We start from the raw sequence: 24307 nt of genomic DNA, 5'->3' as shown, positions 1-24307 counted from the left end.
ATGACAGCCGAATGACAGGCCGACGATTGGTAATCACCGGCATGCCGCGTCACTTGAAACCGGGATCGCAGTAGCCCTCAGGCGTCGCTGCCCGAAAGCTCCTCGACCATCGCCAGCCCCTTTTTCTTCAGCATCGCCTGCGGGTCCGGCAGCTTGCCGCGGAAGGCCTTGTAAGTGTCTTCCGGGTCGATCGAGCCGCCGACCGAATAGATGTTGTTCTTGAGCTTGCGGGCCATGACGGGGTCGAACACGTTGCCGGTTTCCTCGAAGGCGGAGAATGCGTCCGCGTCGAGCACTTCCGACCACATGTAGGAATAGTAGCCGGCCGAATAACCGTCGCCCGAAAACACGTGCTGGAAATGCGGCGTCGCGTGCCGCATGACGATGGAGGCCGGCATGCCGAGCTCGCTGAGAACCTCGCCCTGCACCGCCATCGGATCCTCGACCGCGCCGCGGGTATGGAACGCCATGTCGACCAGCGCCGAGGAGGTGAATTCCACCGTGGCGAAACCGGCGTTGAACGTGCGCGCCGCCAGCACCTTGTCGAGCAAGGCCTTCGGCATCGGCTTGCCGGTCTCGTGATGCACGGCGTATTTTTCAAGGATTTCGGGCACGGTCAGCCAGTGTTCGTAAAGCTGCGAAGGCAGTTCGACGAAATCGCGCGACACGCCGGTGCCCGACACCGACGGATAGGTGACATCCGACAGCATGCCGTGCAGCGCATGGCCGAACTCGTGGAACAGCGTGCGGGCGTCGTCCAGCGACAGGAGCGCCGGTTTGCCTTCGGCGGGCTTGGCGAAATTGCAGACATTGTAGATGATCGGCAGCTCGCCCGTGGCACCGTTCTTCAGCGGCAGCTTGTGCTGCGACTGGAGCGAATTCATCCAGGCCCCGGAGCGCTTGGAGGACCGCGCGAAATAGTCGCCCATGAACAATGCCTTCAGCGAGCCGTCCTTGTCGCGGACCTCGAACACCCGCACATCCGGATGATAGGCGGCAATGCCCTTCACCTCCACCACGGTGACGCCGAACAGCCGCTCGGCGACGTCGAAGCAGGCCTCGATGATCTTTTCGAGCTGCAGATAGGGCTTCAGCTCGGTTTCGGAAAAATCGAAGGTCCGCTGGCGCAGCTTCTCGGCGTAATGCCGCCAGTCCCAGGGCATGACCTCGTGGTTCTTGCCCTCCTCGGCGATCAGCCCGCCAAGGCTCGCCTCTTCTTCCAGCGCCTTGGAACGCGCCTTGTCCCAGACCTTGCGGAGCAGCGAGTTCACCGCATCCGCGGTCTTCGCCATCGTGTTGTCGAGCTTGTAGGCGGCGAAGTTCTCGTATCCGAGCAGCCTTGCCTTTTCTGCCCGGAGCGCCAGCGTTTCGCGCACGATGCCGAGATTGTCGGTGTCGCCGCCGTTTGCGCCGCGCGCCGCCCAGGCCCTGAAAGCTTGTTCGCGCAGATCCCGGCGGGTTGAGAAAGTCAGGAACGGCTCGATGATCGAACGCGACAGCGTCACCATATAGCCGTCCGTCTCGCCGCGCTCGCGCGCAGCGGCTGCCATGGCATCGCGCAGGAAGGCCGGCAGGCCGTCGAGATCCTCCTCCTCGGTCAGCTTCAGCGACCAGCTCTTCTCGTCGCCGAGCACGTTCTGGCCGAACCTGGCGCCGAGCCCGGCAAGCTTCTCGTTGATATCGGCAAGCCGTTCCTGTTCGGCCTTGGCGAGCTTGGCCCCGGCCTTGACGAAGCCCTTCCAGTGCCGCTCCAGCACCCGCTCTTCCTCGAGCGTCAGGCCAAGTTCCTTGCGTTTTTCCCAGAGCGTGTCGATGCGGGAAAACAGCGCCGCATTCATGCCGATCTTCGAATAATGGCGCGACATCTTCGGCGCGATCTCGCGCTCAAGCGCCTGGATGTTCTCGTTGGTATGGGCGCCGGCCTTGCCCCAGAACAGCGACGAGACCCGCGACAGCTCGTCTCCCGCCGTCTCCAGCGCCACGACCGTATTGGCGAAGGTCGGCTCTTGCGGGTTGTTGGCGATCTGATCGATCTCCGCCTCGTGCAGGCCGAGTGCCGCGTCGAAACCGGGCGCAAAATCCTCGTCCTTCACCTGATCGAAACGCGGCAGGCCGTGATGGCCGTTCCAGTCCACGAGGGCGGGGTTCACAGGAAGATTAGAAGACATGCAGATATCCTTCGCAACGATGCTTCGCCCTTCATATAGGAGAAGGCGGCAGGAATGGGTATGCGCCCGCCCATTTTCGTTTTCGCTAAGAAATCATACACAACAATTAACGGTTATTAACCATTTGACGCAGTGCAGTAATCAAAGGTAGTTTTTACCCAGTATCCGATGAATCAGGATATAGCCATGGAAATCAGTTCCTTGCGCTGGTCTACCAACTTACTGCAAAGAGACCACTCTCGAAACAATAAAGTCGAGAAAACATCGGAGCATGGAAGTCGGCAGAGCCAGATCACCTTTCAGGTGCCCGACATGGATGAATCGCCGATCGACTATTCGGCGATCACCCCGCGGGATCTGCGCGCCCTTGCGCTGGAAAACTACCAGGCCGGCAAGATCGACCAGGACACTTACATAACGCTCTCCGAAGAACTTCCCACGCATGCCGTCGATGCTCAGGGCCAGCTGATGGACCTGTCGCAGGTCACCGACGAAACCGGTTTCAACTTCCACGATTTCTATCGCAACCAGCTCGAAATCGCCATGTCGCTTGGCGATACGTCCCGCGCCAACGTCCTGCGCGCGGTCATGGCCTTTATCGAAGTCTGATCAGCCAGCCTTGACCCCTCAGGCGCGCCGGTAGCCGAACAGGCCTGGCGCCGAATGCCAGAGCGCCTGCATCGCAAAGCCCATGAACAGCAGGCCGGAAAGCCGGACGATCACCCTCTCGTGTTTGCGGTAGAACCGCCGAACCACGCCGGCGCCGATAATCCCGATCAGTACCACGTCTGCCGTCAGGAACCCGATCAGCGATACCGCAAGCAGCACCGGCAGTTCGCTGAAATCCAGCGCGTCGGCTGAACTCGCGAGCAGCGCGGTGAACGTCGCCAGCGCCACCGGATACCCTTTTGGATTGGTCAGCCCGAAGATCAGCCCGCGCCGCAGCGGCTTTTCGACCGTCATCAGGCCGCCGCCGTTTTCCTTCGGCTTCGCCCGCAAGGCGCTCCAGCCGATCCAGCCCAGATAGAGGCCGCAGAAAACCCCCAGTATATCGAACAACGTCGTGCCGATCGTCTTGGCGCCGATGATCGCCACCAGCGCCAGCCCGGACCAGAGGATATCCCCCGCTAGGTGCCCGCCCATGAAGAAGGCGCCGGCCTGCCTCCCCTGGCCGGCACCGATGCCAAGCAGCGCCAGGAAGGCGGGCCCGGGAATGAGCGTATAGGCGAGCGCCGCGAAAAAGGCACCGGCAAGCAGCGATGAGGACATGGAGAGGCTCCGTCGGAAGGCTGCGACAATTTCCTCGCAGGTTTCGCCGGTGTCAATGCAGTCGGACCCGGTTTTCCATTTGCCTCCCACCCGAAAGATAGTAAGGGTGCCTTACAAAATTGACAGACAGGGCGAGAGGCGCCGGACAATGGACCGTTTGGGATTTCTGATCGTCGACAGTGCCCGATTGCTGCGCGCCGCATTCGAGCGCCGCATCGCCCAGGCCGGTCTCGGCCTGACGCCCGGCGAGGCACGGGCGCTCCTCACCATCGCAGCCGTCGACGGCAGCCGCCAGCTGGACATCGCCGCGCGCATGGGCGTCGAACCGATGACGCTCTGCGCCTATCTCGACAAGCTGGAGGGACTAGGACTGGTCGAAAGGCAGCAATGCGCGGCCGACCGCCGTGCCAAGCGGGTGAACCTCACCGGCGCCTCCGACGAGATGATCGGCTCGATCCGCAAGGAACTGAACGCCATCCTGGCCCAGGCGACCGACGGATTGAACGAGGAAAACAACCGCATCCTGCGCGAGGCGCTTGCCGTATTCAACGCCAACCTCCAGACCGCAGCCCCTTCCGCCATGCTCCAGACCGCATCCGATGAAAACCGATAACATGCCGCCTGTCCCCGCTCGGATGAGCGAGCGCCGAACCACGATCATCGGCGCGCTGCTGACGGCGATCGGGCCGATCTCGATGGCGATCTACACGCCCGCCATGCCGGAACTGGTGCACGCCTTCTCGACCACGGAAGCGGCGATCAAGATGACGCTGTCGCTCTATTTCGCCGGTTTTGCGCTGGCGCAGCTGGTCGCCGGCCCCGTCTCCGACGCTTTCGGCCGCAAGACGGCCTCGCTGAGCTTCCTGCTGATCTATCTCGCCGGTTCGCTGCTGGCAGCCTTTGCGCCGACGGTCGAGTGGGTGCTCGCCGGCCGCCTCATCCAGGGTATCGGCGCATCGGTCGGCATCACGGTGTCGCGCGCCATCGTGCGCGACCAGTTCAACGGCGGCGACGCGGCCCGGATCATCAACACGATGGGCATTATCCTGGCGATCGGGCCGTCCCTCGGACCGACGGTCGGCGGCCTCGCATTGGCCGCGTTCGGCTGGCGATCGGTCTTCCTGCTGATGGTCGGTTTCGGCGCGCTGCTGGTCTTCCTGTCGACCGTCTGCCTGACGGAAACCACGGTCCCCGATCGCAGCCGGCTGAAGCCGCTGCGGCTCGCCCAGGCCTATGCGGAAATCGTCGCCCTGCCGCGCTTCCTGTTTACCGCGGTCGTTCTCGCCGGCGCGGTCGGCTCCATGTATGCCCAGGCGGCCGTGCTGCCGTTCATCCTGATCGAGAAGGTCGGGCTGACGCCGACCCAGTTCGGCCTGAGCATGCTGATGCAATCCGGCTTCTTCCTGATGGGGTCTGTCTGTCTCCGCGTCATCTCGAAATGGCTGCCGGCGGAACGCGCGCCCCTCGTCGGACTGATTTTCAGCGGCAGCGGCGGCCTCGTCATGGCCCTTTCGGTCCACTACCTGCCGCCGTCCTTCCTGTCGGTCATGGGGCCGGTCGCCATGTGCGCGTTCGGCATCGCCTTCGTGTCGCCCTACATGACCGCGGCAGGCCTCATCCCCTTCCCGCATATTGCCGGTTCGGCCTCGGCGATGATGGGCTTCATCCAGATGGGCGCCGGCTTCTTGGGCGGTGTCGCGGCCGCCTCGATCGGCTCGCCGCTGCCCGCCTTCGGCATCATCATCCCGGCCATGCACTTGATTGCAGTGCTCGGTTACATCGGTTTCCGGATCGCCAGCCGCAGGCCATGAAAAAGCCCGCCTGCCTCGTCGGGCAAGCGGGCTTCAATGATCGGGCTATCGGAAATTACTTGCCGAGATTGCGCTTGGCGAGCGTGCGCAGGCGCAGCGCATTGAGCTTGATGAAGCCGGCCGCGTCCTTCTGGTCATAGGCGCCCTGGTCGTCCTCGAAGGTGACCAGCTTGTCGGAATAAAGCGATTTTTCGCTCTCGCGGCCGATGACCATGACATTGCCCTTGTAGAGCTTCAGCGTCACTTCGCCTTCCACATGCTCCTGGCTCTTGTCGATCAGCGCCTGCAGCATTTCGCGCTCCGGCGAGAACCAGAAGCCGTAATAGATAAGCTCCGCATATCGAGGCATGATGTCGTCCTTGAGATGCGCGGCACCACGGTCGAGCGTGATCGACTCGATCGCCCGATGGGCGGCAAGCAGGATCGTGCCACCGGGGGTCTCGTAGACGCCGCGCGACTTCATGCCGACATAGCGGTTCTCGACGAGGTCGAGACGGCCGATGCCGTTGTCACGGCCGTAATTGTTGAGCGCGGCAAGCAGGGTCGCGGGCGACATCGCGACACCGTTGATCGAAACCGCGTCGCCCTTCTTGAAGCCGACCTTGATGACGGTCGCCTTGTCCGGCGCGGCTTCCGGGGAGATCGTGCGCATATGCACATATTCCGGAGCCTCGATGGCCGGGTCTTCCAGAACCTTGCCTTCCGAAGAGGAGTGCAGCAGGTTGGCATCGACGGAGAACGGCGCCTCGCCCTTCTTGTCCTTGGCAACCGGGATCTGGTTCTGCTCGGCGAAGTTCAAAAGATCGGTGCGGCTCTTGAAGGCCCAGTCGCGCCACGGCGCGATGACCTTGATATCCGGGTTCAGCGCATAGGCCGAAAGCTCGAAACGGACCTGGTCGTTGCCCTTGCCGGTGGCCCCATGGGCGATCGCATCGGCGCCGGTCTTTTTAGCGATCTCGATCAGGTGCTTGGAGATCAGCGGGCGGGCGATCGAGGTGCCGAGCAGGTAGACGCCTTCGTAGACGGCATTGGCACGGAACATCGGGAAGACGAAATCGCGCACGAACTCCTCGCGCACGTCCTCGATATAGATCTCCTTGATGCCGAGCATCTCGGCCTTCTTGCGGGCTGGCTCCAGTTCCTCGCCCTGGCCGAGATCAGCGGTGAAGGTCACCACCTCGGCGTTGAGCTCGGTCTGCAGCCATTTCAGGATGATCGAGGTGTCGAGACCGCCGGAATAGGCGAGAACGACCTTCTTTACGTCTTTCGGGAGTGCCATGTCGATTGCGTCCGTCTGCGGGTGGAAGCGGTTAAAAAACCGCTCTGTCGGGAATTGCGGCACTTTTAGCGAGTTTCTTGAGGCACGCAAGAAAAACCGGGAGAGACCGATCAGAGATGGCGGCCGATGTTCATCCGCTGGTGAAGGACGCGAATGACAACAGCCTCTGTTGTGACGCCCTTGTCATGTTGACAGGTTTTGATGAGGTTACCATATCCCGCCCGACCTTTGAACAGCAGCGCCCTAGAGGAGATCTGCAAATGACCATCACTCATCCCGCTCTGAAAAAGGACAATGTCGCCGTGATCACCGGTGCCGCATCCGGCATCGGCCTTGCGAGCGCGAAGGAATTTGCCAAGATGGGCCTCTCCGTCGTCCTTGCCGACCTGGAAGGCGACCGGCTCGCCGAAGCGTGCCGCGAAGTCGCGGCTCTCGCCGAGGACGGGGATGCGGATGTCGCTGCCATCGGCACGGATGTCTCGAAGCCGGACGAGATCGAGGCGCTCGAACGCGCCGTCATCCAGCGTTTTGGCCGGGTCCACGTGTTGATGAACAATGCCGGCATCAGCCCGGGAAGCTCGATCTTCGGGCCGCAGGTCAACTGGGACAGCATTTTCGCGGTCAATCTTCTCGGCGTCGTCAACGGGACACGGACGTTCGGCCCGGCAATGATCGCCCATGGCGAACCGTCGCTGATCATCAATACCGGCTCCAAACAGGGTATCACCACCCCGCCCGGCAACCCCGCCTACAATGTCGCCAAGGCCGGCGTGAAGGCGTTCACCGAAGCCTTGCAGCACGAGCTGCGCAACACGCCGAACTGCCAGGTCTCGGCGCATCTCCTCATCCCCGGCTTCGTGTTTACCAGCCTCACCAAAGGCGACCGCATCGAAAAGCCAGCTGGCGCCTGGACACCGGAACAGACCGTCGAGTTCATGCTGGCGAGCCTCGTGCGCGGCGATTTCTACATCCTTTGCCCCGACAACGACGTGGACCGCGCAACCGACGAACGCCGTATGGCCTGGGCAATCGGCGATATCATCGAAAACCGCCCGCCGCTGTCGCGCTGGCATCCGGATTTTGCCGATGCATCAAAGGAATTCATCAACGGACGTTGATAGATTGATTTGGCACGGCTTCGAAAGCCGGGTAAATGGAACATTCCTTTACCCGGCTATTCGAGCGTACCCATGGAATTCCTGCCGAGCCTTGCCACCCTGCTTGCCTTCACCGCCGCCGGCCTGCTTCTGGCGCTGACGCCGGGACCGGACATGACCCTATCGATCAGCCGCGCACTCGGCCAGGGCCGGCGCCCGGCTCTGTTCGTGGTGCTCGGCACCAGCCTCGGCGTCGTCTGCCATACGCTGCTGGTCGCCTTCGGCATCTCGGCACTGATCACCGCGTCGCCGACCGCCTTCTTCATCCTGAAGACCGGCGGCGCCGCCTATCTCCTGTGGTTGGCGGTCCAGGCGATCCGCTTCGGCTCGAATTTTTCGGTGGAACAGGTCGAAAAGACCGCAAGCAGCCCGCTCGCCAACATCTCGACGGGCTTCTGGGTCAATATCCTGAACCCCAAGGTCATCATCTTCTTCATGACCTTCCTGCCGCAGTTCGTCACCGCTGGCGATCCCCATGTAACCGGCAAGCTGATCTTCCTCGGCTTCTATTTCATCGCCATCGGCATGCCGGTGAACCTGATCGTCGTCCTGGCGGCCGACTGGCTTTCGGGCTGGCTGCAGGCCAATCCGAAGGTCCTGCGCGGACTCGACTATACGTTTGCGGGTGTTTTTTCGGTTTTTGCGGCGAAGATCTTCTTCACCCAGGCGCGATAGAGGTCAGTGCGAAGAGTTGTTCTTCTTGGCGTCGATCCGGTCCTGCCGCGTGACGTAAAGCATGATCCCGGCAAAAACAATCAACCCGACCGGCATGATCAGGAATGTCAGGAATTCGGGGATGTTCATTCGATCAACCCTTTCAGCAGACGCCTTGCAATAAAATGTAATATGCCGGATGCCAAAAGACAAACCAGACATGAAATGGCCGTTGAAAGATTGGGTATTCCGGCCGGAGTATTGAGGCTGGAAATCAGTGGCGCGAGCGTTCAGACCGCCGCGACAGCGACGGCGGCCCCATTGAAGTAGGTCGCCGTCAACTTCGTCCTTTCGTTCCGGACGAGGTTGCTCATCAATCGTCTTCGCCGTGTCCGGCGATCATCATCGCTTCGAAGGCGAGACGTTCGGTCTTGCGCATGCGCTCCGATTCCGACTTCAGCTGGCCGCAGGCGGCGAGGATGTCGCGGCCGCGCGGGGTGCGGATCGGCGAGGCGTAACCCGCCTGGTTGATGAAGTCGGCGAATTTCTCGATCTGCGCCCATTCCGAACACTGGTAATTCGTGCCCGGCCAGGGGTTGAAGGGGATGAGGTTGATCTTCGCCGGGACGCCCTTCAGCAGCTGGACCAGCGCCTTGGCGTCCTCCAGGCTGTCATTGACGTCCTTCAGCATCACATATTCGAAAGTGATGCGGCGGGCGTTCGAGAGCCCCGGATAGTTGCGGCAGGCCCCGATCAGTTCCTTCAGCGGATATTTCTTGTTGATCGGCACCAGCATGTCGCGCAGCTCGTCGCGCACGGCATGCAGCGAGATCGCCAGCATCACGCCGATTTCGTCGCCGGTGCGGTAGATTTCCGGAACCACGCCGGAAGTCGAGAGCGTCACGCGCCGCTTGGACAGCGACAGGCCGTCGCCGTCGGTCGCGATCAGGAGCGCCGTCTTGACGCTGTCGAAATTGTAGAGCGGCTCGCCCATGCCCATCATCACGATATTGGTGACCTTGCGCTCGCCGGTCGGCACGAAGGCGCCCGGCGGCGTGTCGGTGCCCGGGAAATCGCCGAGCCGGTCGCGCGCCAGCAGAAGCTGGGCAAGAATTTCTTCCGCCGTCAGGTTGCGCACCAGCCGCTGCGTGCCCGTGTGGCAGAAAGAACAGGTGAGCGAACAGCCGACCTGGCTCGAGATGCACAGCGTGCCGCGGCCTTCTTCCGGGATGTAGACGGTCTCGACCTCGACCGGGCGACCGGCGCCGCGTGGCGGAAAGCGCAAGAGCCACTTGCGGGTGCCGTCATTGGAAACCTGTTCCTCGACGATCTCCGGACGCGCGATGGTGAAATGCGCCTTCAGCATCTCGCGCATGTCCTTGGCGACGTTGGTCATCGCATCGAAATCGGAAACGCCGCGGATATAGAGCCAGTGCCAGAGCTGGCTGACGCGCATGCGCACCTGCTTTTCCGGTACGCCCTTTTCCTTGAGCGCTGCCGCCATGTCCTCGCGCGAAAGCCCGATCAGCGACGGCTTGGTGCCGAACAGATCCGGGTTGGCGACGAGCGGCTTCTTGATGGCGACCGGCGCCAGAGCCTCTGAGACTGACATTCTTCTATCCCGTTCGAACACATGCGGCTTTCCCACGCTCGATCAGCGGGAAAGTCAGGGCATGTTGAATGCGTGAAACCTGTATCGGCCCATCGGGCACATGTGCCGGACCTTCGTTGAGGCGGGGCTTTATCATCAAATAGCCGCCACGTCACTATTCTTCAAGAAATGCAAAAGGCCGGTCACGGGACCGGCCTTCGACTGTTCTTGCGAGCAGACGTTTACTTGCAGGTTTCGATCTGCTTCAGCGCCGCCGCGATGCCCTGCAGCGAATAGGCATAGGAGGTCTTGGTGCCGCGGCCGGAAACGGCGCTGACGCTCATGTTGTGACCGGTCTTCATCGCCGCGACGAGCGCCGGCTCCTCGGCCGCGTTCTCGACCCATGCCGCCTTGTCTTTCGTGAACATCGTGAAGTTCTTCTTGTCGATGGTCACCGTCACCTTGGAATTCGGCTGCAACACGTAACCGACCATGGCCTGGGGCTCATAGGAAATGTTCTGGCCGGGCCGCTGCGAGACGATGAAGAAGATATCGCCGTGATCGACGCTGGCCGGTTCCTTGGTGGTCGGCACCGAAAGCACGTAGCAGACGTTGCTGGCGCCCGATTTGTAGGAATAGGCGCCCCATGCCTTGAATTGCTGGATACGGGTGGGTCCGGCTGCAGGCGCTGCCTGGGCCGGCTGGGGCTTGGCCGGGGCGGTGGCCTTGGGCGCCTGGGCCGATGCCAGACCGGAGCTTGCAGCCAAGATTGCCAATGCGGTTGCGATTGTTCTTACAGACATGGTCTCCTGCCGGTTTTGTTCGTTCCACGGCCCGAGCGGGCAAGCCTTGCCAGGCATGATCCTGATTCGGTGCATTTTGACTTGATCCTGGTTACCAAACCGTCAACCAGACGATTGGAATCCGCCGAATTCCCTGGCTTGGCCAACCGGCGCACGAGAATGGCACTCCCGATTTACCGAAAAAGACCCAACCAGCAGAAATCCCATGCGTTTCGTCAATCAGTGACACAAGGATTGGGGCGAGAGTTTGTTCTTTTCCTAACTCTCACAATGACATTAGAATGGTCGAATATGACGCGAATCTCATCGGAAACCTTGCGCAGCGTAAATGGATGTAGACGAAAGAGACCACTTCGCCGGCTTGGTAAGGGCAGTGGCCGATGAGCGCGATCAGGCAGCTTTTACCGAGCTGTTCGATTATTTCGCGCCGCGTCTGAAATCCTGGCTGGTCAAACGGTCGATGCGGCCGGACGATGCGGAGGAGCTTGTCCAGGAGGTGATGGCCGTTCTCTGGCACCGCGCCGGCCTCTACGATCCGACCCGATCCTCCTTGTCCACCTGGCTTTTCCGCATCGCCCGCAACCGCCGCATCGATGCGGAACGCCGGGCAAGGCACAAGCAGCTGGACGTCTACGAACCCCTGTACCTGGTCACCGAGGCGCCCGGCGCCGACACGATCTTCGAAGGCGAGGAACGGGATGCGCAGGTGCGCGCGGCCCTTGCCAATATCCCCGGGGAACAGATGGAACTGGTGCGCGCGGCGTTCTTCCTCGGCCAGTCCCATTCGGAAATCGCCTCGTCTACCGGTCTTCCGCTCGGCACCGTGAAGTCGCGAATTCGCCTCGCATTCGAGCGTCTTCGAAGGGCTCTTGCCGATTCTGCGGAGCCGTAGGGGCGGCCGTGACTATTTGCCGCGCACGCCCTCGGCGCGGTCCGGGGCGAGGTCGGGATTGTCCATGAGCGCCAGGTCGGCGGCCTCGTAATGACGGTCGGCGATATGTCCCTGGATCATCCGGAAGGCGGCCGCGAGCACCGCGACGTCGTCGGTGAAACCGACGAGAACGAACATGTCCGGCAGGAAATCGATCGGCATCACGAAATAGGCGAGCGCCGCAAGCAGCACGCCCCGCACCCGCGTCGGTGTCCGCCGGTCGATCGCGCAATAATAGGCGGCGATCAGGTCGCGGCTGAACGGCACCTGCCGGACGGCCCGCTTCAGGGTCGGCCAGAACTTGGCACGCACCCGCCGTTCGCGGCGGTCTTGCGTGTCCACGTCACCCGGCAGCAGGATTTCACCGATCTTCACGTCGTCCATGGTCGCTCCGTTCGCTCAACGTGTGCCATCCAATATGGGCTCTCGACCATGAAGTTCAATTGCGGCGCAAGGATGCCTTGTCCATCGCCCTGGCCAGCTTGAAGTCGATGTTGGTCAGGCTTTTCGTATCATGAGTGGTCAGCAGCACGTCCACCCGCGAATAGACGTTCGACCATTCCGGATGGTGGTTGAGCTTTTCGGCGGACAGTGCGCATTCGGCCATGAAACCGAAGGCCTCGATGAAGGTCTTGAACTTGAAGCTCTTGAAGATCGCATCGCCTTCAGGCTTCAGTTCCCAGCCTTGAAGCGTCGCGAGTTCGCGCTCGACGGCGGCCGCGTCCAGCTTTTCGTAATTCATCGACAGGCTCCTTCGGGATAAAGGGCTCCTTCGGGTTTAAAGGAGGCTCTTCACCGGCTCCATCTCGCCTGCATAGGCACTGCCGTAGCTTGCCTCCTGCAGCGGGAAGATTTCCTCCGTCAGGTACGGCCCGCCACCGACCGATTCCTTCGATGACAGCAGCACGAAACGGGGGACTGTAAAGGCAGCGGTATGGAAATTGCCGCGACCGGAGAGGTAGTGAACCACGTCGTCCAGCCGGCAGTTCTTGAGCCGCGCCAGCGTCACATGCGGCGTGAACTTGCGGGGATCCGGCGGCAGGCCGATGCGCTGGCAGATCCGTTCGATTTCGGCCTGCAGCGCGTAGATTTCCGGCGAGGGCGAAACGCCGGCCCAGATGGAATGCGGTTTCTTCGATCCGAAGGAGCCGATCCCGGTCAGCGTTGCCTGGAATTCCGGCCGGTCGATGCGGTCGAGACGATCGACGATCTCGTCCGCCGTGCGTCCGTCCACGTCGCCGATGAAGCGCAGCGTGATGTGGTAGTTCTCCACGTCGATCCACCGGGCGCCGGGGATCCCTCCGCGCAGGAGAGACAGGCTCATCGCTACGTTGCGCGGAATTTCGAGGGCGGTGAAAAGTCTCGGCATAGGGACCTCCTCGAATCTTTTGCAGATGCTAACAGCGAATCATGCAACGGGGTTCCGCGCAAGCTGTTATTTTCCCGTATCCTTAATAGCCCCCAGGAAGCTTTTGACAGGTTCGACGGTCTTTTCGACCATCACCGCGACGCCTTTGGCATTGGGATGCATGCCGTCGGAGAGCTGCAGGCTGGAAATGGTCGCGACCCCATCGAGGAAAAATGGATAGAGCGGCACCGCGTATTTGTCGGCCAGCCGCTTGTAGATCGGGTTGAACTTCTCGGCATAATCGCCGCCCATGTTCGGCGGCGCCAGGATGCCGACCAGGAAGACCGGGATCTTCCGCTCCTTCAGCCGCGCCAGGATCGCATCGAGGTTCTTCTCAGACTGATCGGGAGAGATGCCGCGCAGCGCGTCGTTGGCGCCGAGTTCGAGGATCACGCCATCCGTGCCGTCGGGCACCGACCAGTCGATGCGGGACAAGCCCCCCGCCGTCGTATCGCCCGAAACGCCGGCATTGGTGACCACGATATTCTCGCCCTTGGCCTTCAACGCCGCCTCGAGCTGGGCGGTATAGGATTCGGAAGGCGCAAGCTGGTAACCCGCCATCAGGCTGTCGCCGAAACCGACGAGCTGGATCGCCCGGTCCTGCGCCGCGGCCGGCAAGGCCGCCAGTGCCAGCCCGGACATGACAATGAAGTGAAGCAGGCTTGCTTTAAAACTCACGATCCGTCTCCTAGATTGAGCGCTACCGCCACGCGGTGTTCGGGTTACGCTTCACGCCTAATATAGGACGGTTCGATTTGACTAAAACCATCATCACGCTGAAGAAAGCCGATCTGACGCTCGGCAGCGCGGCGGCCTCGGTGCATGTGCTAAAGCAGATCGACCTGGACATCCACGCGGGCGAAGCCGTCGGCATCGTCGGGCCTTCGGGTTCCGGCAAGTCGACCCTTCTGATGGTGCTGGCCGGCCTCGAACGCCTCGACAGCGGCGAAATCGTCATCAACGGCGCTCCCCTTCATTCCCTGTCCGAAGACAGGCTCGCCGATTTCCGCGGCCGCAATATCGGCATCGTCTTCCAGTCCTTCCACCTGATCGCCAACATGACGGCGCTCGAAAACGTCGCCGTGCCGCTCGAACTCGCTAATGTGAAGGACGCCTTCGACATCGCCCGGCGCGAACTGACCGCCGTCGGCCTCGGCGAACGGCTGAGCCACTATCCCGGCCAGCTTTCCGGCGGCGAGCAGCAGCGCGTGGCGATCGCCCGGGCGCTGGCCCCCTCGCCCTCGGTGCTGATCGCCGACGAACCGACCGGCAATCTCGACACCGAGACCGGCCGGCAGATCGCCGACCTGTTGTTCTCGAAACAGGCCGAGCGTGGCATGACCATGCTGCTCGTCACCCATGACAACGCGCTCGCCGCCCGCTGCTCGCGCCAGATCCGCGTCCGCTCCGGCGAGATCGTCGGCGACAGCGCCGCCGCCCATCACCCGGTTCAGGCGGTCTCCGCATGAGGCAGGCCTTTCCGCGCCTCTCGATTTCCTTCCGCCTGGCGCTGCGCGAGATGCGCGGCGGGCTCGCCGGCTTCTACATCTTCCTTGCCTGCATCGCGCTCGGCACCGGGGCGATCGCGGCCGTCAATTCCGTATCGCGGGCGATCACCGGCGCAATCGCCTCGCAGGGCCAGGAAATCCTTGCCGCCGATATCCGTTTCGAATTGAACAACCGTGAAGCCACCGACCAGGAACGCGCGTTCCTGGCGAGCCTCGGCAAGGTTTCCGTCTCCACCGGCCTGCGCTCCATGGCACGCAAGCCCGATGGCTCCGAGCAGGCGCTGGTCGAGGTGAAGGCGGTGGACGACGCCTATCCACTCTATGGCAGTTTCGGCGCCGAGCCTTCCGCGCCGCTGCCCGATCTTCTTGCCCGGCAGGGAGACACTTTCGGCGTGCTCGCGGCGCCGCTGCTGCTGGAACGCCTCGGCCTCAAGGACGGCGACCAGCTTTTGCTCGGCAATGCCCGGCTGACATTGCGGGGCACGATCACCACCGAGCCCGACGCGCTCTCTGAAGGCTTCGGTTTTGCACCCCGCCTGATCGTCAGCCGCGAGGCACTCGCCGCATCCGGCCTGATCACCACCGGCAGCCTCGTCGAACATGCCTACAAGATCCGGCTCGACGAGCCTTCGATCCGCTCGACGCTCGCCGCCCGCGCCAACCGCGAATTCCCGAGCGCCGGCTGGTCCATCCGCACCAGCGACCGCGCCGCCCCCTCGCTGACCGAAAACGTCGATCGTTTCTCGCAATTCCTGACGCTGGTCGGGCTGACCGCATTGATCGTCGGCGGCGTTGGCGTCGCCAATGCGGTGCGCGCCTTCCTCGACGCCAAGCGCACCACGATCGCCACCTTCAAATGCCTCGGGGCGCCTGCCTCGGTGGTGACGATGATCTATCTGATCCAGATCATGCTGCTCGCGGTCGTCGGCATCCTGATCGGTCTCGTCATCGGCGCCATCTCGCCCTTCGTGGCGCTGCAATTCCTGGAAGGCGTGCTGCCGGTTCCGAAGGAAGTGACCTTCTATCCGTCGGCGCTGGCGCTGGCCGCCCTGTTCGGCATCCTCATCACCTTCGCCTTCGCCGTCCTGCCGCTCGGCCATGCCCGCGAAGTGCCGGCAACCGCGCTCTTCCGCGAACAGAGTTTCGACAACACGCGCCTTCCCTCCTGGCCCTATCTCCTCGCCGCGGGTGTGGCGCTCGCGGCCCTCGCGGCGCTTGCGATCGTCTCGGCGGAAGAGCGCTTCATCGCCTCCGTCTTCCTCGCCGCCGTCGCCGGTGCCTTCGTACTGCTGCGCCTCGTCGCGGCACTGATCGCCGCCCTTGCCAGGAGAAGCCCGCGGGTCAACTCGCCGGCGCTGAGATTGGCGATCGGCAATATCCACCGGCCCGGCGCGCTGACGCCGTCGGTCGTGCTGTCGCTTGGTCTGGGCCTTGCCCTGCTGGTGACGCTCGCCCTGATCGACGGCAACATGCGCCGTCAGCTGACCGGCAGCATCGCAGAAAAGGCCCCGAATTTCTTCTTCGTGGACATCCAGGGGTCGGAGCGAGAAGGCTTCGTCAACATCCTGAAACAGCAGGCGCCGGAAGGTACGATCACCCAGGTGCCGATGCTGCGCGGACGAATTCTTGCCTTCAACGGTAAGGACGTGACCCAGATGAGCGTACCGCCGGCCGGCCGCTGGGTGCTGCGCGGCGACCGCGGCATCACCTACGAGGACAAGCTGCCTTCCAACTCGGCGCTGACAGCGGGCCAGTGGTGGGGCGACAACTATACCGGCGAACCGCTCGTATCCTTCTCGGCGAACGAGGCCGGCGAACTCGGCCTGAAACTCGGCGACACCGTCACCGTCAACGTACTCGGCCGCAACATCACCGCCCGCATCGCCAATTTCCGCACGGTGCAGTGGGAATCGCTGTCGATCAATTTCGTGATGATCTTTTCGCCCAACACTTTCCGCGGCGCGCCGCATGCCTGGCTCGCAACGCTGAGCGACCCCAAGGCCACCGCCCCTCAGGAAGCCTCGATCCTGCGCTCCGTCACCAACGCCTATCCGACCATCACCAGCGTCAGAGTGAAGGACGCGATCGACATCGTCGACCAGCTCGTCGGCCAGCTTGCGACGGCGATCCGGGCGGCGGCCGCGGTTGCGCTGATCGCCTCCGTGCTGGTGCTCGCCGGCGCGCTTGCGGCCGGCAACCGGGCACGCACCCATGACGCGGTGATCCTGAAGACGCTCGGCGGCACGCGCAGCATGCTGATGCGCGCCTTCAGCTACGAATACCTGATCCTCGGTGCCGCGACCGCGCTCTTTGCGCTCGTCGCCGGAGGCCTCTCCGCCTGGTTCATCGTCAGCCGGATCATGCGGCTGCAATCGGTCTTTCTGCCCGATGTGGCGGTGCTGACACTCGCCGTTTCGCTGGTCCTGACGGTCGGGATAGGCCTTGCCGGCACCTGGCGGATATTGGGCCAGAAAGCCGCACCGGTGCTCCGCGAGCTCTAATTCGCGCCAAGGTGGTATTTTGCGTTAACTCACGGATCAAATTCCCGTCAGAGCGTCCCATAGGTTGCTAAATAGCGCCCATGGCTTGCGTTTTTCGCTTGCCGCACCTCTTGTATGTCAAGCGATCTCGCATCATATTTATGCGCAGGCTTGCTGGAGCTCCGCAGCGGCGCCTGGGTCCGTAAAAAAGGGGGCCCGACACCGTGAATAATTCCGGAGCTTAAAGAGGAAACAATGGCTGACTTTAACAACTACCAGACCCGGGCGGCGCAGGGTCGCGCCCAGTCCGGCGCGATGATCGATGAGGGCCTGCGCGCCTATATGCTCAAGGTCTACAACCTGATGGCTGTCGGCTTGGCCATCACCGGTATCGCCGCCTATGGTATCTCGGCCCTCGCAACGACGACGGATGCAGCCGCAGCTGTCGCCCGGCTTCCGAACGGCATCCTGCTGACCAGCCTTGGCGCTGCGATCTACGGTTCGCCGCTTCGCTGGGTCGTCATGCTCGCACCGCTCGCAGTGGTGTTCTTCCTGAGCTTCCGCGTTCATAAGATGAGCGTCAGCTCGGCACAGGCCACCTTCTGGGGCTATGCCGCTCTGATGGGTCTCTCGCTGTCGTCGATCTTCCTGGTCTACACCGCCCAGAGCATCGTGCAGACGTTCTTCATCACCGCTGCGTCCTTCGGCGCGCTGTCGCTTTACGGCTACACGACGAAGAGAAGCCTGTCGGGCATGGGTTCGTTCCTGATCATGGGCCTGTTCGGCCTGATCATCGCTTCGATCGTCAACATCTTCCTGGGTTCCGCCCCGCTCGCCTGGGCGATCTCGGTCATCGGCGTTCTGATCTTCGCAGGCCTCACCGCCTACGACACGCAGAAGATCAAGGAAATGTATTTTGACGGCGACGACGTCGCGGTTGCTGGCCGCAAGGCCATCATGGGTGCACTGACCCTTTACCTCGACTTCATCAATCTCTTCACGTTCCTCCTGCAGTTCCTGGGCAACCGGAACAACTAATTCGAGGAATACGAACAGGAAAAGGCGGCCTCCGGGCCGCCTTTTTTGTTGCCCCGCTTCGCGCCGCAGCATAGGCTTGGCCATTCTTTCGAAGGCCTCAATATCAATGACATTTCATCTGCGCGACGCATCCCCCGCCGATCTTCCCACTATCACCGAAATCTATCGCGACAGCGTGCTGAACGGCACCGCAAGCTACGAGATCACTCCGCCGGACGAGATCGAGATGACCGGCCGTTTCGAGGCGATCCGGGCCAAGGGCTATCCCTATATCGCGGCGGAACAGGAAGACGGCACGCTTCTCGGTTACGCCTACGCGTCGGCCTTCCGCACCCGCCCCGCCTATCGCTGGCTGGTCGAGGATTCGATCTACCTCGCGCCCGAAGCGCGCGGCAAGGGCGTCGGCAAGGCGCTGCTCAAAGAGCTGCTGGTGCGTTGCGAGAAGCTCGGTTTTCGCCAGATGGTCGCCGTCATCGGCGGCGCGAGCCCGGCCTCCGTGGCGCTCCACCGCGGCCTCGGCTTCGAGCTGACCGGCACGTTGAAAGGCACCGGCTTCAAGCACGGGAAATGGCAGGATACGGTGCTGATGCAAGCAACCCTTGGCGAAGGCAATGAAACCGATCCGGATCCGGCAGCCTATCCCGGCTCGCTGTTTACCGAATAGCGGATCGGCGGATAACGGGCCGCCTCAGTCGATCAGCTTCAGCACCTTGTCGAACACTTTCAGCACCTGCGGCAGCTCGTGGCCGCGCTTCAGGATCATCCCGTGAGTGTTTATCACCGAATAGGCACCCTGCCTGGCGGCGAGTTTCGGGTCCTTCTCGATCCGGAAAAGCGGCGCTTCGCCGGAGCGCTTGAAGATGGAGAACACCGCCCGATCCTTCAGGTGATCGATCGCGTAGTCCTTCCACTCTCCTTCGCCGACCATGCGGCCGTAAATCCTTAATATCGCATCGAGTTCCCGCCGGTGGAAGGTGACCGGTGCTGGATCGCGGTTTTGCCGATAATCACTGAGATCGACGACAACGGCTGTGTCCTGGGGTCTCTGTCCCCCCGGCAAATCCGGCTGATCTGTCATCAAGACTCCCAAATCGTCAAATGTCAGAGATATGACAGTGTGCCCGAGAGGCGGTAAAAATCAACCCCGCAATCCCGCCGGCGGTGAACCGGACGATTTTATTCTTGCCCCATTTCGAACAAAAGAGCGCCCGATTTCGAAGCGAGATTGATGGCGTTGGTTGGCGCCGTTTTTCTGCGCCATATGGCCCGGTCTGGTCGCATTGACCCTTACCCCCAGCCCCCCAATGTTATTGGATCGGGCCGCCAACAATCAATCACGACAGTCCGGCAAGCTTTGAACCACGCCAGCGGTCAGTATTTCTTGCGGCCCGCCATCAGCACGGTGGCGCCGAGGATGGCGCCCGGCTCGCCGCCCGGCCCCGACGCCTGCAGCAGGATCGCGCAGCCATCCTTCTTCGACTTGCCCATCAGCTTGCCCGGCAAGGTCAGCTTCATGCTCTGGCCGTTCCATGTGCCGACCGACTGCACGTCGTAAACGGCGTGCCAGTATTCCATTGTCTTGCCGCTGTTTTCGCCCTTGGTGACATCCACCTGCTGGCGTTTGGTGAAATAGGCGACGACGACGTCCGCCTGTCCCTTGCCGGCGTCGATCTCGATCTCGATCTCGTCGCCGCGCATCGCCGCGGTGACCGGAACGTCGAGCCCCTTGCCGTTCTGGCTAAGCGTCTTCACCTTGTCGTTGATGACGGCGAGATCGGTGCCCTTGACGTGGTCGCGGCCGTTGATGACGACCTGGGGAGTGTAGACGCCGCTGCGCCCGAGCGACTTGGCATAACCATATTGCCGCTCCGTATTCTCCTTCGAGCTCAGCGTGTCGGTCCAGCCGAGGTAGTTCCAGTAATCGACGTGATAGGAGAGCACGACCATGTCGCCCTGGGCCACAAGCTCGCCGAGCGCGGCATCGGCCGGCGGACAGGAGGAGCATCCTTGAGACGTGAAAAGCTCGATCACGCCCTTCGGCGCCCTGACCTCCCCCGCAAATGCGGCGCCGGCATAGACCAGGCCCGCAACGAGGATTACGGAGCGAAAACGAAAGGGCATGGGTGGCAGACCTTTTTATCAGGGCAACTGTTATCCACGATTGCTCGCGGCGATCAAGGGCCTAACGCACTGGATGGCGGAAAGTAACCACCGGGAACCTTCAAGAGAAAGTCACGAAGGGGTGAAGAGCGGATAATTGATCGGTTTCCCGAATGCGTTTCGTCGGGTGCCAAATTTTGCGAAAAACGCGCCCGGGTCAAATCAGTTTGAGCAACCCTTGAGTAAAATAAACGGCACCGACACCGGTGACGATCCAGCGCGTCCAGGCGCGGAAATTCTGGTCGGTCATCCTCTGCAGGATGTCATTGCCCGCCCGCGCCCCGAGTATGGCAACCGGCGCCGCCACCAGCACCGCGATCCACTCGGTGGTCGGCAGCTGCGAGGCCGCATTCCAGTAGAACACCACCTTCGTCGCATGCGAGGCGACCTGTACCGCCGCCTTGGTGGCGATCACCTTGCGCCGGTCCATCGTGGTGCGGATGAAGAAGATGTCGATCGTCGGCCCCGACACGCCGACGCCGACCGTCAGCGCCCCGGCGATCAACCCGCAGACCAGCGCATGCAGCGGCTTCGAGGCATCGAGCCTCAGCTTCGACACCGGCATCCAGACAAGGATCGGCATCAGCCCAATCGCGATCGACACGACGATCAGGTCCGGCTGGTAGTCGACGATCAGCAGGATGACGCTGGAGATGATGAGACCGAGGCAGAGGATGCCGAGAATGCGGTAGTCGATATAGGCGCGGGAAAACCAGGCGCGCGACCCGTTCGATACCATCTGGATGACGCCGTGGATGGCGATCGCGGTGCCGACGGGAAAGAGAAAAAGCAGCACCCAGAGCAGGATCAGTCCGCCCGCCATGCCGAAGATTCCCGAAAGCAGCGATGTCAGGAAAACGGTGACGGCCATTCCGGTGAGGATGACGACGGTCAAGGCACGGGACCTTATGTGTTGGAACTGCCCCTCATCCGCCTGCCGGCACCTTCTCCCCGCTCGCGGGGAGAAGGTACGAGCCGCAAACTCTGAAGTCCCCTCTCCCCGCGTGCGGGGAGAGGGCTAGGGTGAGGGGCAGCGTAACTCTCGTGGAGAAATTGGTGGCCCGCAGGCTAAGCCTGCGGGCGGCGTTCGTCACTTAGGCAGCCAGATCGCGCAGAACGGTCTGCAGGATGCCGCCGTTGTTCATGTAGATGACCTCGTCGAGCGTATCGATGCGGCAAAGGATGTTGATTTCCTTCACCGTGCCGTCGCCATAGGTGATCTTGGCGATCTTCCATTCGCGCGGCTTGATATCGCCTTCGAGGCCTTCGATGGTGACGGTTTCATCACCCTTGAGGTCGAGGCTGGCCCAGGTCGTGCCCTCTTCGAAGACGAAGGGAACGACGCCCATGCCGACCAGGTTCGAGCGGTGGATACGCTCGAAGGACTGGGCGATGACCGCCTTGACGCCGAGAAGGTTAGTGCCCTTCGCGGCCCAGTCGCGCGACGAACCGTTGCCGTATTCGACACCGGCGAAGATGACGAGCGGGGTGCCCTCGTCCTTGTACTTCATGGCCGCGTCATAGATCGACATCTCTTCCTTGGACGGATAGTGGATGGTGTAGCCACCTTCCTTGCCGTTCGGGCCGAGCATGTGGTTGCGGATGCGGATGTTGGCGAAGGTGCCGCGCATCATGACTTCATGGTTGCCACGGCGCGTGCCGTACTGGTTGAAGTCCGCGACGGCGACGCCGTTTTCGGTCAGATAGGCACCGGCCGGAGAAGCAGCCTTGATCGAACCGGCCGGGGAAATGTGGTCGGTGGTGATCTTGTCGCCGAAGAGACCGAGGACGCGGGCGCCCTTGATGTTCTTCAGGCCTGCGCCCTTCTTGCCCATGCCAACGAAGTATGGCGGGTTCTGCACGTAGGTCGACTTGTCGTCCCACGCATAGGTTTCGCCCGCCGGAACCTGGACGGCCTGCCAGTTCGCATCGCCCTTGAACACGTCCGCATACTTGGATTCGAACAATTCGCGGGTGACGTATTTCTGGATGAACTCCTGCACTTCTGCAGAGGTCGGCCAGACGTCCTTGAGGAAGACAGGATTGCCGTCGCTGCCGATGCCGAGAGGCTCGGCAGTCAGATCCTTCTGCACCGTGCCGGCCAGCGCGTAAGCGACGACGAGCGGCGGCGAAGCGAGGTAGTTGGCCTGGACATCCGGCGAGATACGGCCTTCGAAGTTGCGGTTGCCCGAAAGCACGCCCGAAACGATGAGGCCCTTGTCGTTGATCGTCTTGGAGATCGGCGCCGGCAGCGGGCCGGAATTGCCGATGCAGGTCGTGCAGCCGAAGCCGACGAGGTTGAAGCCAAGCGCGTCAAGCGATTCCTGCAGGCCGGACTTGGCGAGGTATTCGCCGACGACCTGGGATCCCGGTGCCAGCGACGTCTTGACCCACGGAGCGGACTTCAGGCCCTTGGCAACCGCGTTGCGGGCCAGCAGACCGGCGGCGATCAGAACCGACGGATTGGACGTGTTGGTGCATGACGTGATGGCGGCAATCGCCACGTCGCCATGGCCGAGATCGAAATCCGTGCCTTCGACCGCATAGCGGTTGGAAAGCTGGCCGGGCTTCTTGTATTCGCCTTCCAGCGAACCGGCGAAACCGGAAGCGATCTTTTCGAGCGGGATGCGGCCTTCCGGACGCTTCGGGCCGGCCATCGACGGGACGACGTCGTTAAGGTCGAGTTCGAGCGTGTCGGTGAAGACGAGGTCGGAACCGTCATTGTCACGCCACATGCCTTGCGCCTTCGAATAGGCTTCGACGAGCGCGATGCGCTCCTTGGTGCGGCCGGACATGTTGAGATAGTTGACGGTTTCGGCGTCGACCGGGAAGAAGCCGCAGGTCGCGCCGTATTCCGGACCCATATTGCCGATCGTCGCGCGGTCCGCGACCGGCATGTTGTCCATGCCCGGGCCGAAGAATTCGACGAACTTGGAAACCACGCCCTTCTTGCGCAGCATCTGCACGACGGTGAGCACGAGGTCGGTCGCGGTGACGCCTTCCTTGAGCTTGCCGGTCAGCTTGAAGCCGATGACCTCGGGCAGCAGCATGGAGACCGGCTGGCCGAGCATCGAGGCTTCGGCTTCGATACCGCCGACGCCCCAGCCGAGAACGCCAAGGCCGTTGATCATCGTGGTGTGCGAATCGGTGCCGACGCAGGTGTCCGGGTAAGCGGTCACTTCGCCGTCTTCCTCGTTGGTCCAGACGGTCTGGCCGAGATATTCGAAATTCACCTGGTGGCAGATGCCCGTACCGGGCGGGACCACGCGAAAATTCTTGAATGCCTGCTGGCCCCACTTGAGGAAGCGATAGCGCTCGCCGTTACGCTGGTATTCCAGCTCGACGTTCTTGGCGAAAGCCGTCGGTGTGCCGAATTCATCGACGATGACGGAGTGGTCAATGACGAGATCGACCGGAACGAGCGGGTTGATCTTTTCCGGATCGCCGCCGAGAGCCTTGATGCCGTCGCGCATGGCCGCGAGGTCAACGACGGCCGGAACGCCGGTGAAGTCCTGCATCAGCACGCGGGCCGGACGGTAGGCGATTTCAGCCTCGGTCAGGCCCTTGTTGTTCAGCCACTCGGCAACCGAGAGGATCTGTTCCTTGGTGACCGACTGACCGTCTTCGAAACGCAGCAGGTTTTCGAGCAGCACCTTCATGGAGAAGGGCAGCTTCGAAACGCCCGGCAGACCATTCTGCTCGGCTTTCGGAAGGCTGTAGTAGACATAGTCCTTACCGCCTACGGTAAGGACGGAGCGACAATTGAAGCTGTCGAGTGATTTAGCCACGGAATAAACCCCGCTGATAAAGAGCCAACACGCGCGTGCGGACGCCTATGCACTTCATGCACATCAGGATGCGGGTACGACCATTTCCGCTGTCCGCACGAGAAGATTTTTTTGCGATCTTCAGGTCCGGCGGAAGATTGAAATCACGCCGGCCGCTGGCGTGGTTGCAGTGCTTATAGATAATTTCTAAGAAGGGTTCCAGACGCTTGGCGCCCATTCCGAATAAATTTTCGGAACGCGATGATTAAAATCTTAATGAAGG

At 62.0% G+C, this 24307-nt stretch carries 25 protein-coding genes; 10 read left to right on the top strand and 15 right to left on the bottom strand.

Annotated features, from left to right (window positions below; translation table 11 throughout):
• Positions 1-77: 77 nt before the first annotated feature.
• Positions 78-2168: a M3 family metallopeptidase gene (locus tag J2X76_RS23000; protein WP_310219637.1), complete on the bottom strand. Its 2091-nt coding sequence runs from the start codon at positions 2166-2168 to the stop codon at positions 78-80.
• Positions 2169-2480: 312 nt separating this feature from the next.
• On the opposite strand from J2X76_RS23000, the gene J2X76_RS22995 reads away from it, so the two are divergent.
• Positions 2481-2777 (top strand): hypothetical protein, encoded by a 297-nt coding sequence (locus J2X76_RS22995; protein ID WP_113129316.1) that lies wholly within the window; start codon positions 2481-2483, stop codon positions 2775-2777.
• 18 nt (positions 2778-2795) lie between these two features.
• On the opposite strand, the gene J2X76_RS22990 is transcribed toward J2X76_RS22995, so the two are convergent.
• Positions 2796-3437, bottom strand: a complete 642-nt coding sequence (locus J2X76_RS22990; protein ID WP_310219635.1) for a LysE family translocator — start codon at positions 3435-3437, stop codon at positions 2796-2798.
• A 148-nt stretch (positions 3438-3585) separates the two neighbouring features.
• Here J2X76_RS22990 and J2X76_RS22985 point away from each other — a divergent pair, with 148 nt between their 5' ends.
• Together J2X76_RS22985 and J2X76_RS22980 are read left to right on the top strand one after the other, a co-directional pair.
• The gene (locus J2X76_RS22985; RefSeq protein WP_310219633.1) at positions 3586-4050 is read left to right on the top strand and encodes a MarR family winged helix-turn-helix transcriptional regulator; all 465 of its coding nucleotides are present in this window, start codon (positions 3586-3588) and stop codon (positions 4048-4050) included.
• A gap of 22 nt (positions 4051-4072) precedes the next feature.
• Positions 4073-5248 (top strand): multidrug effflux MFS transporter, encoded by a 1176-nt coding sequence (locus tag J2X76_RS22980; protein WP_310219897.1) that lies wholly within the window; start codon positions 4073-4075, stop codon positions 5246-5248.
• 55 nt (positions 5249-5303) lie between these two features.
• Here the strand turns inward: J2X76_RS22980 and J2X76_RS22975 are convergent, their stop codons facing one another.
• Positions 5304-6527 carry an argininosuccinate synthase gene (locus J2X76_RS22975; RefSeq protein ID WP_113285750.1) on the bottom strand — a complete coding sequence of 408 codons (1224 nt, stop codon included), beginning with the start codon at positions 6525-6527 and terminating at the stop codon, positions 5304-5306.
• A gap of 260 nt (positions 6528-6787) precedes the next feature.
• Here J2X76_RS22975 and J2X76_RS22970 point away from each other — a divergent pair, with 260 nt between their 5' ends.
• Together J2X76_RS22970 and J2X76_RS22965 are read left to right on the top strand one after the other, a co-directional pair.
• Complete coding sequence (locus J2X76_RS22970; RefSeq protein ID WP_310219632.1) at positions 6788-7645, top strand: SDR family NAD(P)-dependent oxidoreductase; 858 nt, start codon at positions 6788-6790, stop codon at positions 7643-7645.
• 72 nt (positions 7646-7717) lie between these two features.
• On the top strand, positions 7718-8359 hold the full coding sequence (locus J2X76_RS22965) for a LysE family translocator (RefSeq protein WP_310219631.1): 642 nt from the start codon (positions 7718-7720) through the stop codon (positions 8357-8359).
• A 3-nt stretch (positions 8360-8362) separates the two neighbouring features.
• Here J2X76_RS22965 and J2X76_RS22960 read toward each other — a convergent pair whose 3' ends face one another.
• The 3 genes from J2X76_RS22960 to J2X76_RS22950 all read right to left on the bottom strand — a co-directional run bounded on the left by J2X76_RS22960 (position 8363) and on the right by J2X76_RS22950 (position 10732).
• Positions 8363-8488 (bottom strand): hypothetical protein, encoded by a 126-nt coding sequence (locus J2X76_RS22960; protein WP_310219630.1) that lies wholly within the window; start codon positions 8486-8488, stop codon positions 8363-8365.
• Between the two features lie 223 nt (positions 8489-8711).
• On the bottom strand, positions 8712-9950 hold the full coding sequence (rlmN, locus tag J2X76_RS22955) for a 23S rRNA (adenine(2503)-C(2))-methyltransferase RlmN (protein WP_310219629.1): 1239 nt from the start codon (positions 9948-9950) through the stop codon (positions 8712-8714).
• 221 nt (positions 9951-10171) lie between these two features.
• Complete coding sequence (locus J2X76_RS22950; protein WP_113129324.1) at positions 10172-10732, bottom strand: invasion associated locus B family protein; 561 nt, start codon at positions 10730-10732, stop codon at positions 10172-10174.
• Between the two features lie 328 nt (positions 10733-11060).
• Here J2X76_RS22950 and J2X76_RS22945 point away from each other — a divergent pair, with 328 nt between their 5' ends.
• Positions 11061-11624, top strand: coding sequence for a sigma-70 family RNA polymerase sigma factor (locus J2X76_RS22945; RefSeq protein WP_113129325.1), 564 nt, complete (start codon positions 11061-11063; stop codon positions 11622-11624).
• A 12-nt stretch (positions 11625-11636) separates the two neighbouring features.
• Here J2X76_RS22945 and J2X76_RS22940 read toward each other — a convergent pair whose 3' ends face one another.
• The 4 genes from J2X76_RS22940 to J2X76_RS22925 form a co-directional block, all read right to left on the bottom strand.
• Positions 11637-12047, bottom strand: coding sequence for a YkvA family protein (locus J2X76_RS22940; RefSeq protein ID WP_113129326.1), 411 nt, complete (start codon positions 12045-12047; stop codon positions 11637-11639).
• A 55-nt stretch (positions 12048-12102) separates the two neighbouring features.
• On the bottom strand, positions 12103-12405 hold the full coding sequence (locus J2X76_RS22935; RefSeq protein WP_113129327.1) for a 4a-hydroxytetrahydrobiopterin dehydratase: 303 nt from the start codon (positions 12403-12405) through the stop codon (positions 12103-12105).
• 36 nt (positions 12406-12441) lie between these two features.
• Positions 12442-13032 (bottom strand): RNA 2',3'-cyclic phosphodiesterase, encoded by a 591-nt coding sequence (gene thpR / locus J2X76_RS22930; RefSeq protein WP_113129328.1) that lies wholly within the window; start codon positions 13030-13032, stop codon positions 12442-12444.
• A 66-nt stretch (positions 13033-13098) separates the two neighbouring features.
• Positions 13099-13749, bottom strand: a complete 651-nt coding sequence (locus tag J2X76_RS22925; RefSeq protein WP_113285757.1) for an arylesterase — start codon at positions 13747-13749, stop codon at positions 13099-13101.
• Between the two features lie 77 nt (positions 13750-13826).
• Between J2X76_RS22925 and J2X76_RS22920 the strand changes: the two genes are divergently transcribed.
• The 4 genes from J2X76_RS22920 (at position 13827) to J2X76_RS22905 (ending at position 18761) form a co-directional block, all read left to right on the top strand.
• Positions 13827-14540, top strand: coding sequence for an ABC transporter ATP-binding protein (locus J2X76_RS22920; RefSeq protein ID WP_113129330.1), 714 nt, complete (start codon positions 13827-13829; stop codon positions 14538-14540).
• Positions 14537-17080 (top strand): ABC transporter permease, encoded by a 2544-nt coding sequence (locus J2X76_RS22915; RefSeq protein WP_310219627.1) that lies wholly within the window; start codon positions 14537-14539, stop codon positions 17078-17080. The genes J2X76_RS22920 and J2X76_RS22915 overlap by 4 nt, the downstream gene beginning before the upstream one ends.
• A gap of 234 nt (positions 17081-17314) precedes the next feature.
• The gene (locus J2X76_RS22910) at positions 17315-18097 is read left to right on the top strand and encodes a Bax inhibitor-1/YccA family protein (protein WP_113131598.1); all 783 of its coding nucleotides are present in this window, start codon (positions 17315-17317) and stop codon (positions 18095-18097) included.
• A 106-nt stretch (positions 18098-18203) separates the two neighbouring features.
• Entirely contained in the window at positions 18204-18761 is a 558-nt protein-coding gene (locus J2X76_RS22905; RefSeq protein WP_310219624.1) for an N-acetyltransferase family protein, read from the top strand.
• A 24-nt stretch (positions 18762-18785) separates the two neighbouring features.
• Here the strand turns inward: J2X76_RS22905 and J2X76_RS22900 are convergent, their stop codons facing one another.
• The 5 genes from J2X76_RS22900 to J2X76_RS22880 form a co-directional block, all read right to left on the bottom strand.
• Positions 18786-19175, bottom strand: coding sequence for a DUF2794 domain-containing protein (locus J2X76_RS22900; RefSeq protein WP_113131600.1), 390 nt, complete (start codon positions 19173-19175; stop codon positions 18786-18788).
• Between the two features lie 293 nt (positions 19176-19468).
• Complete coding sequence (locus J2X76_RS22895; RefSeq protein ID WP_113131601.1) at positions 19469-20218, bottom strand: thioredoxin family protein; 750 nt, start codon at positions 20216-20218, stop codon at positions 19469-19471.
• 196 nt (positions 20219-20414) lie between these two features.
• Positions 20415-21152 (bottom strand): sulfite exporter TauE/SafE family protein, encoded by a 738-nt coding sequence (locus tag J2X76_RS22890; protein ID WP_310219622.1) that lies wholly within the window; start codon positions 21150-21152, stop codon positions 20415-20417.
• 199 nt (positions 21153-21351) lie between these two features.
• On the bottom strand, positions 21352-24045 hold the full coding sequence (acnA, locus tag J2X76_RS22885; protein WP_310219621.1) for an aconitate hydratase AcnA: 2694 nt from the start codon (positions 24043-24045) through the stop codon (positions 21352-21354).
• Positions 24038-24262, bottom strand: coding sequence for a hypothetical protein (locus J2X76_RS22880; RefSeq protein WP_113126850.1), 225 nt, complete (start codon positions 24260-24262; stop codon positions 24038-24040). The genes acnA and J2X76_RS22880 overlap by 8 nt, the downstream gene beginning before the upstream one ends.
• Between the last annotated feature and the right edge of the window lie 45 nt (positions 24263-24307).

The organism is Neorhizobium sp. 2083, assembly GCF_031455615.1.
Taxonomy (GTDB): domain Bacteria; phylum Pseudomonadota; class Alphaproteobacteria; order Rhizobiales; family Rhizobiaceae; genus Neorhizobium.
The sequence above is the reverse complement of the archived record's forward strand: the minus strand, read 5'-3'. Positions and strand labels throughout refer to the sequence as shown.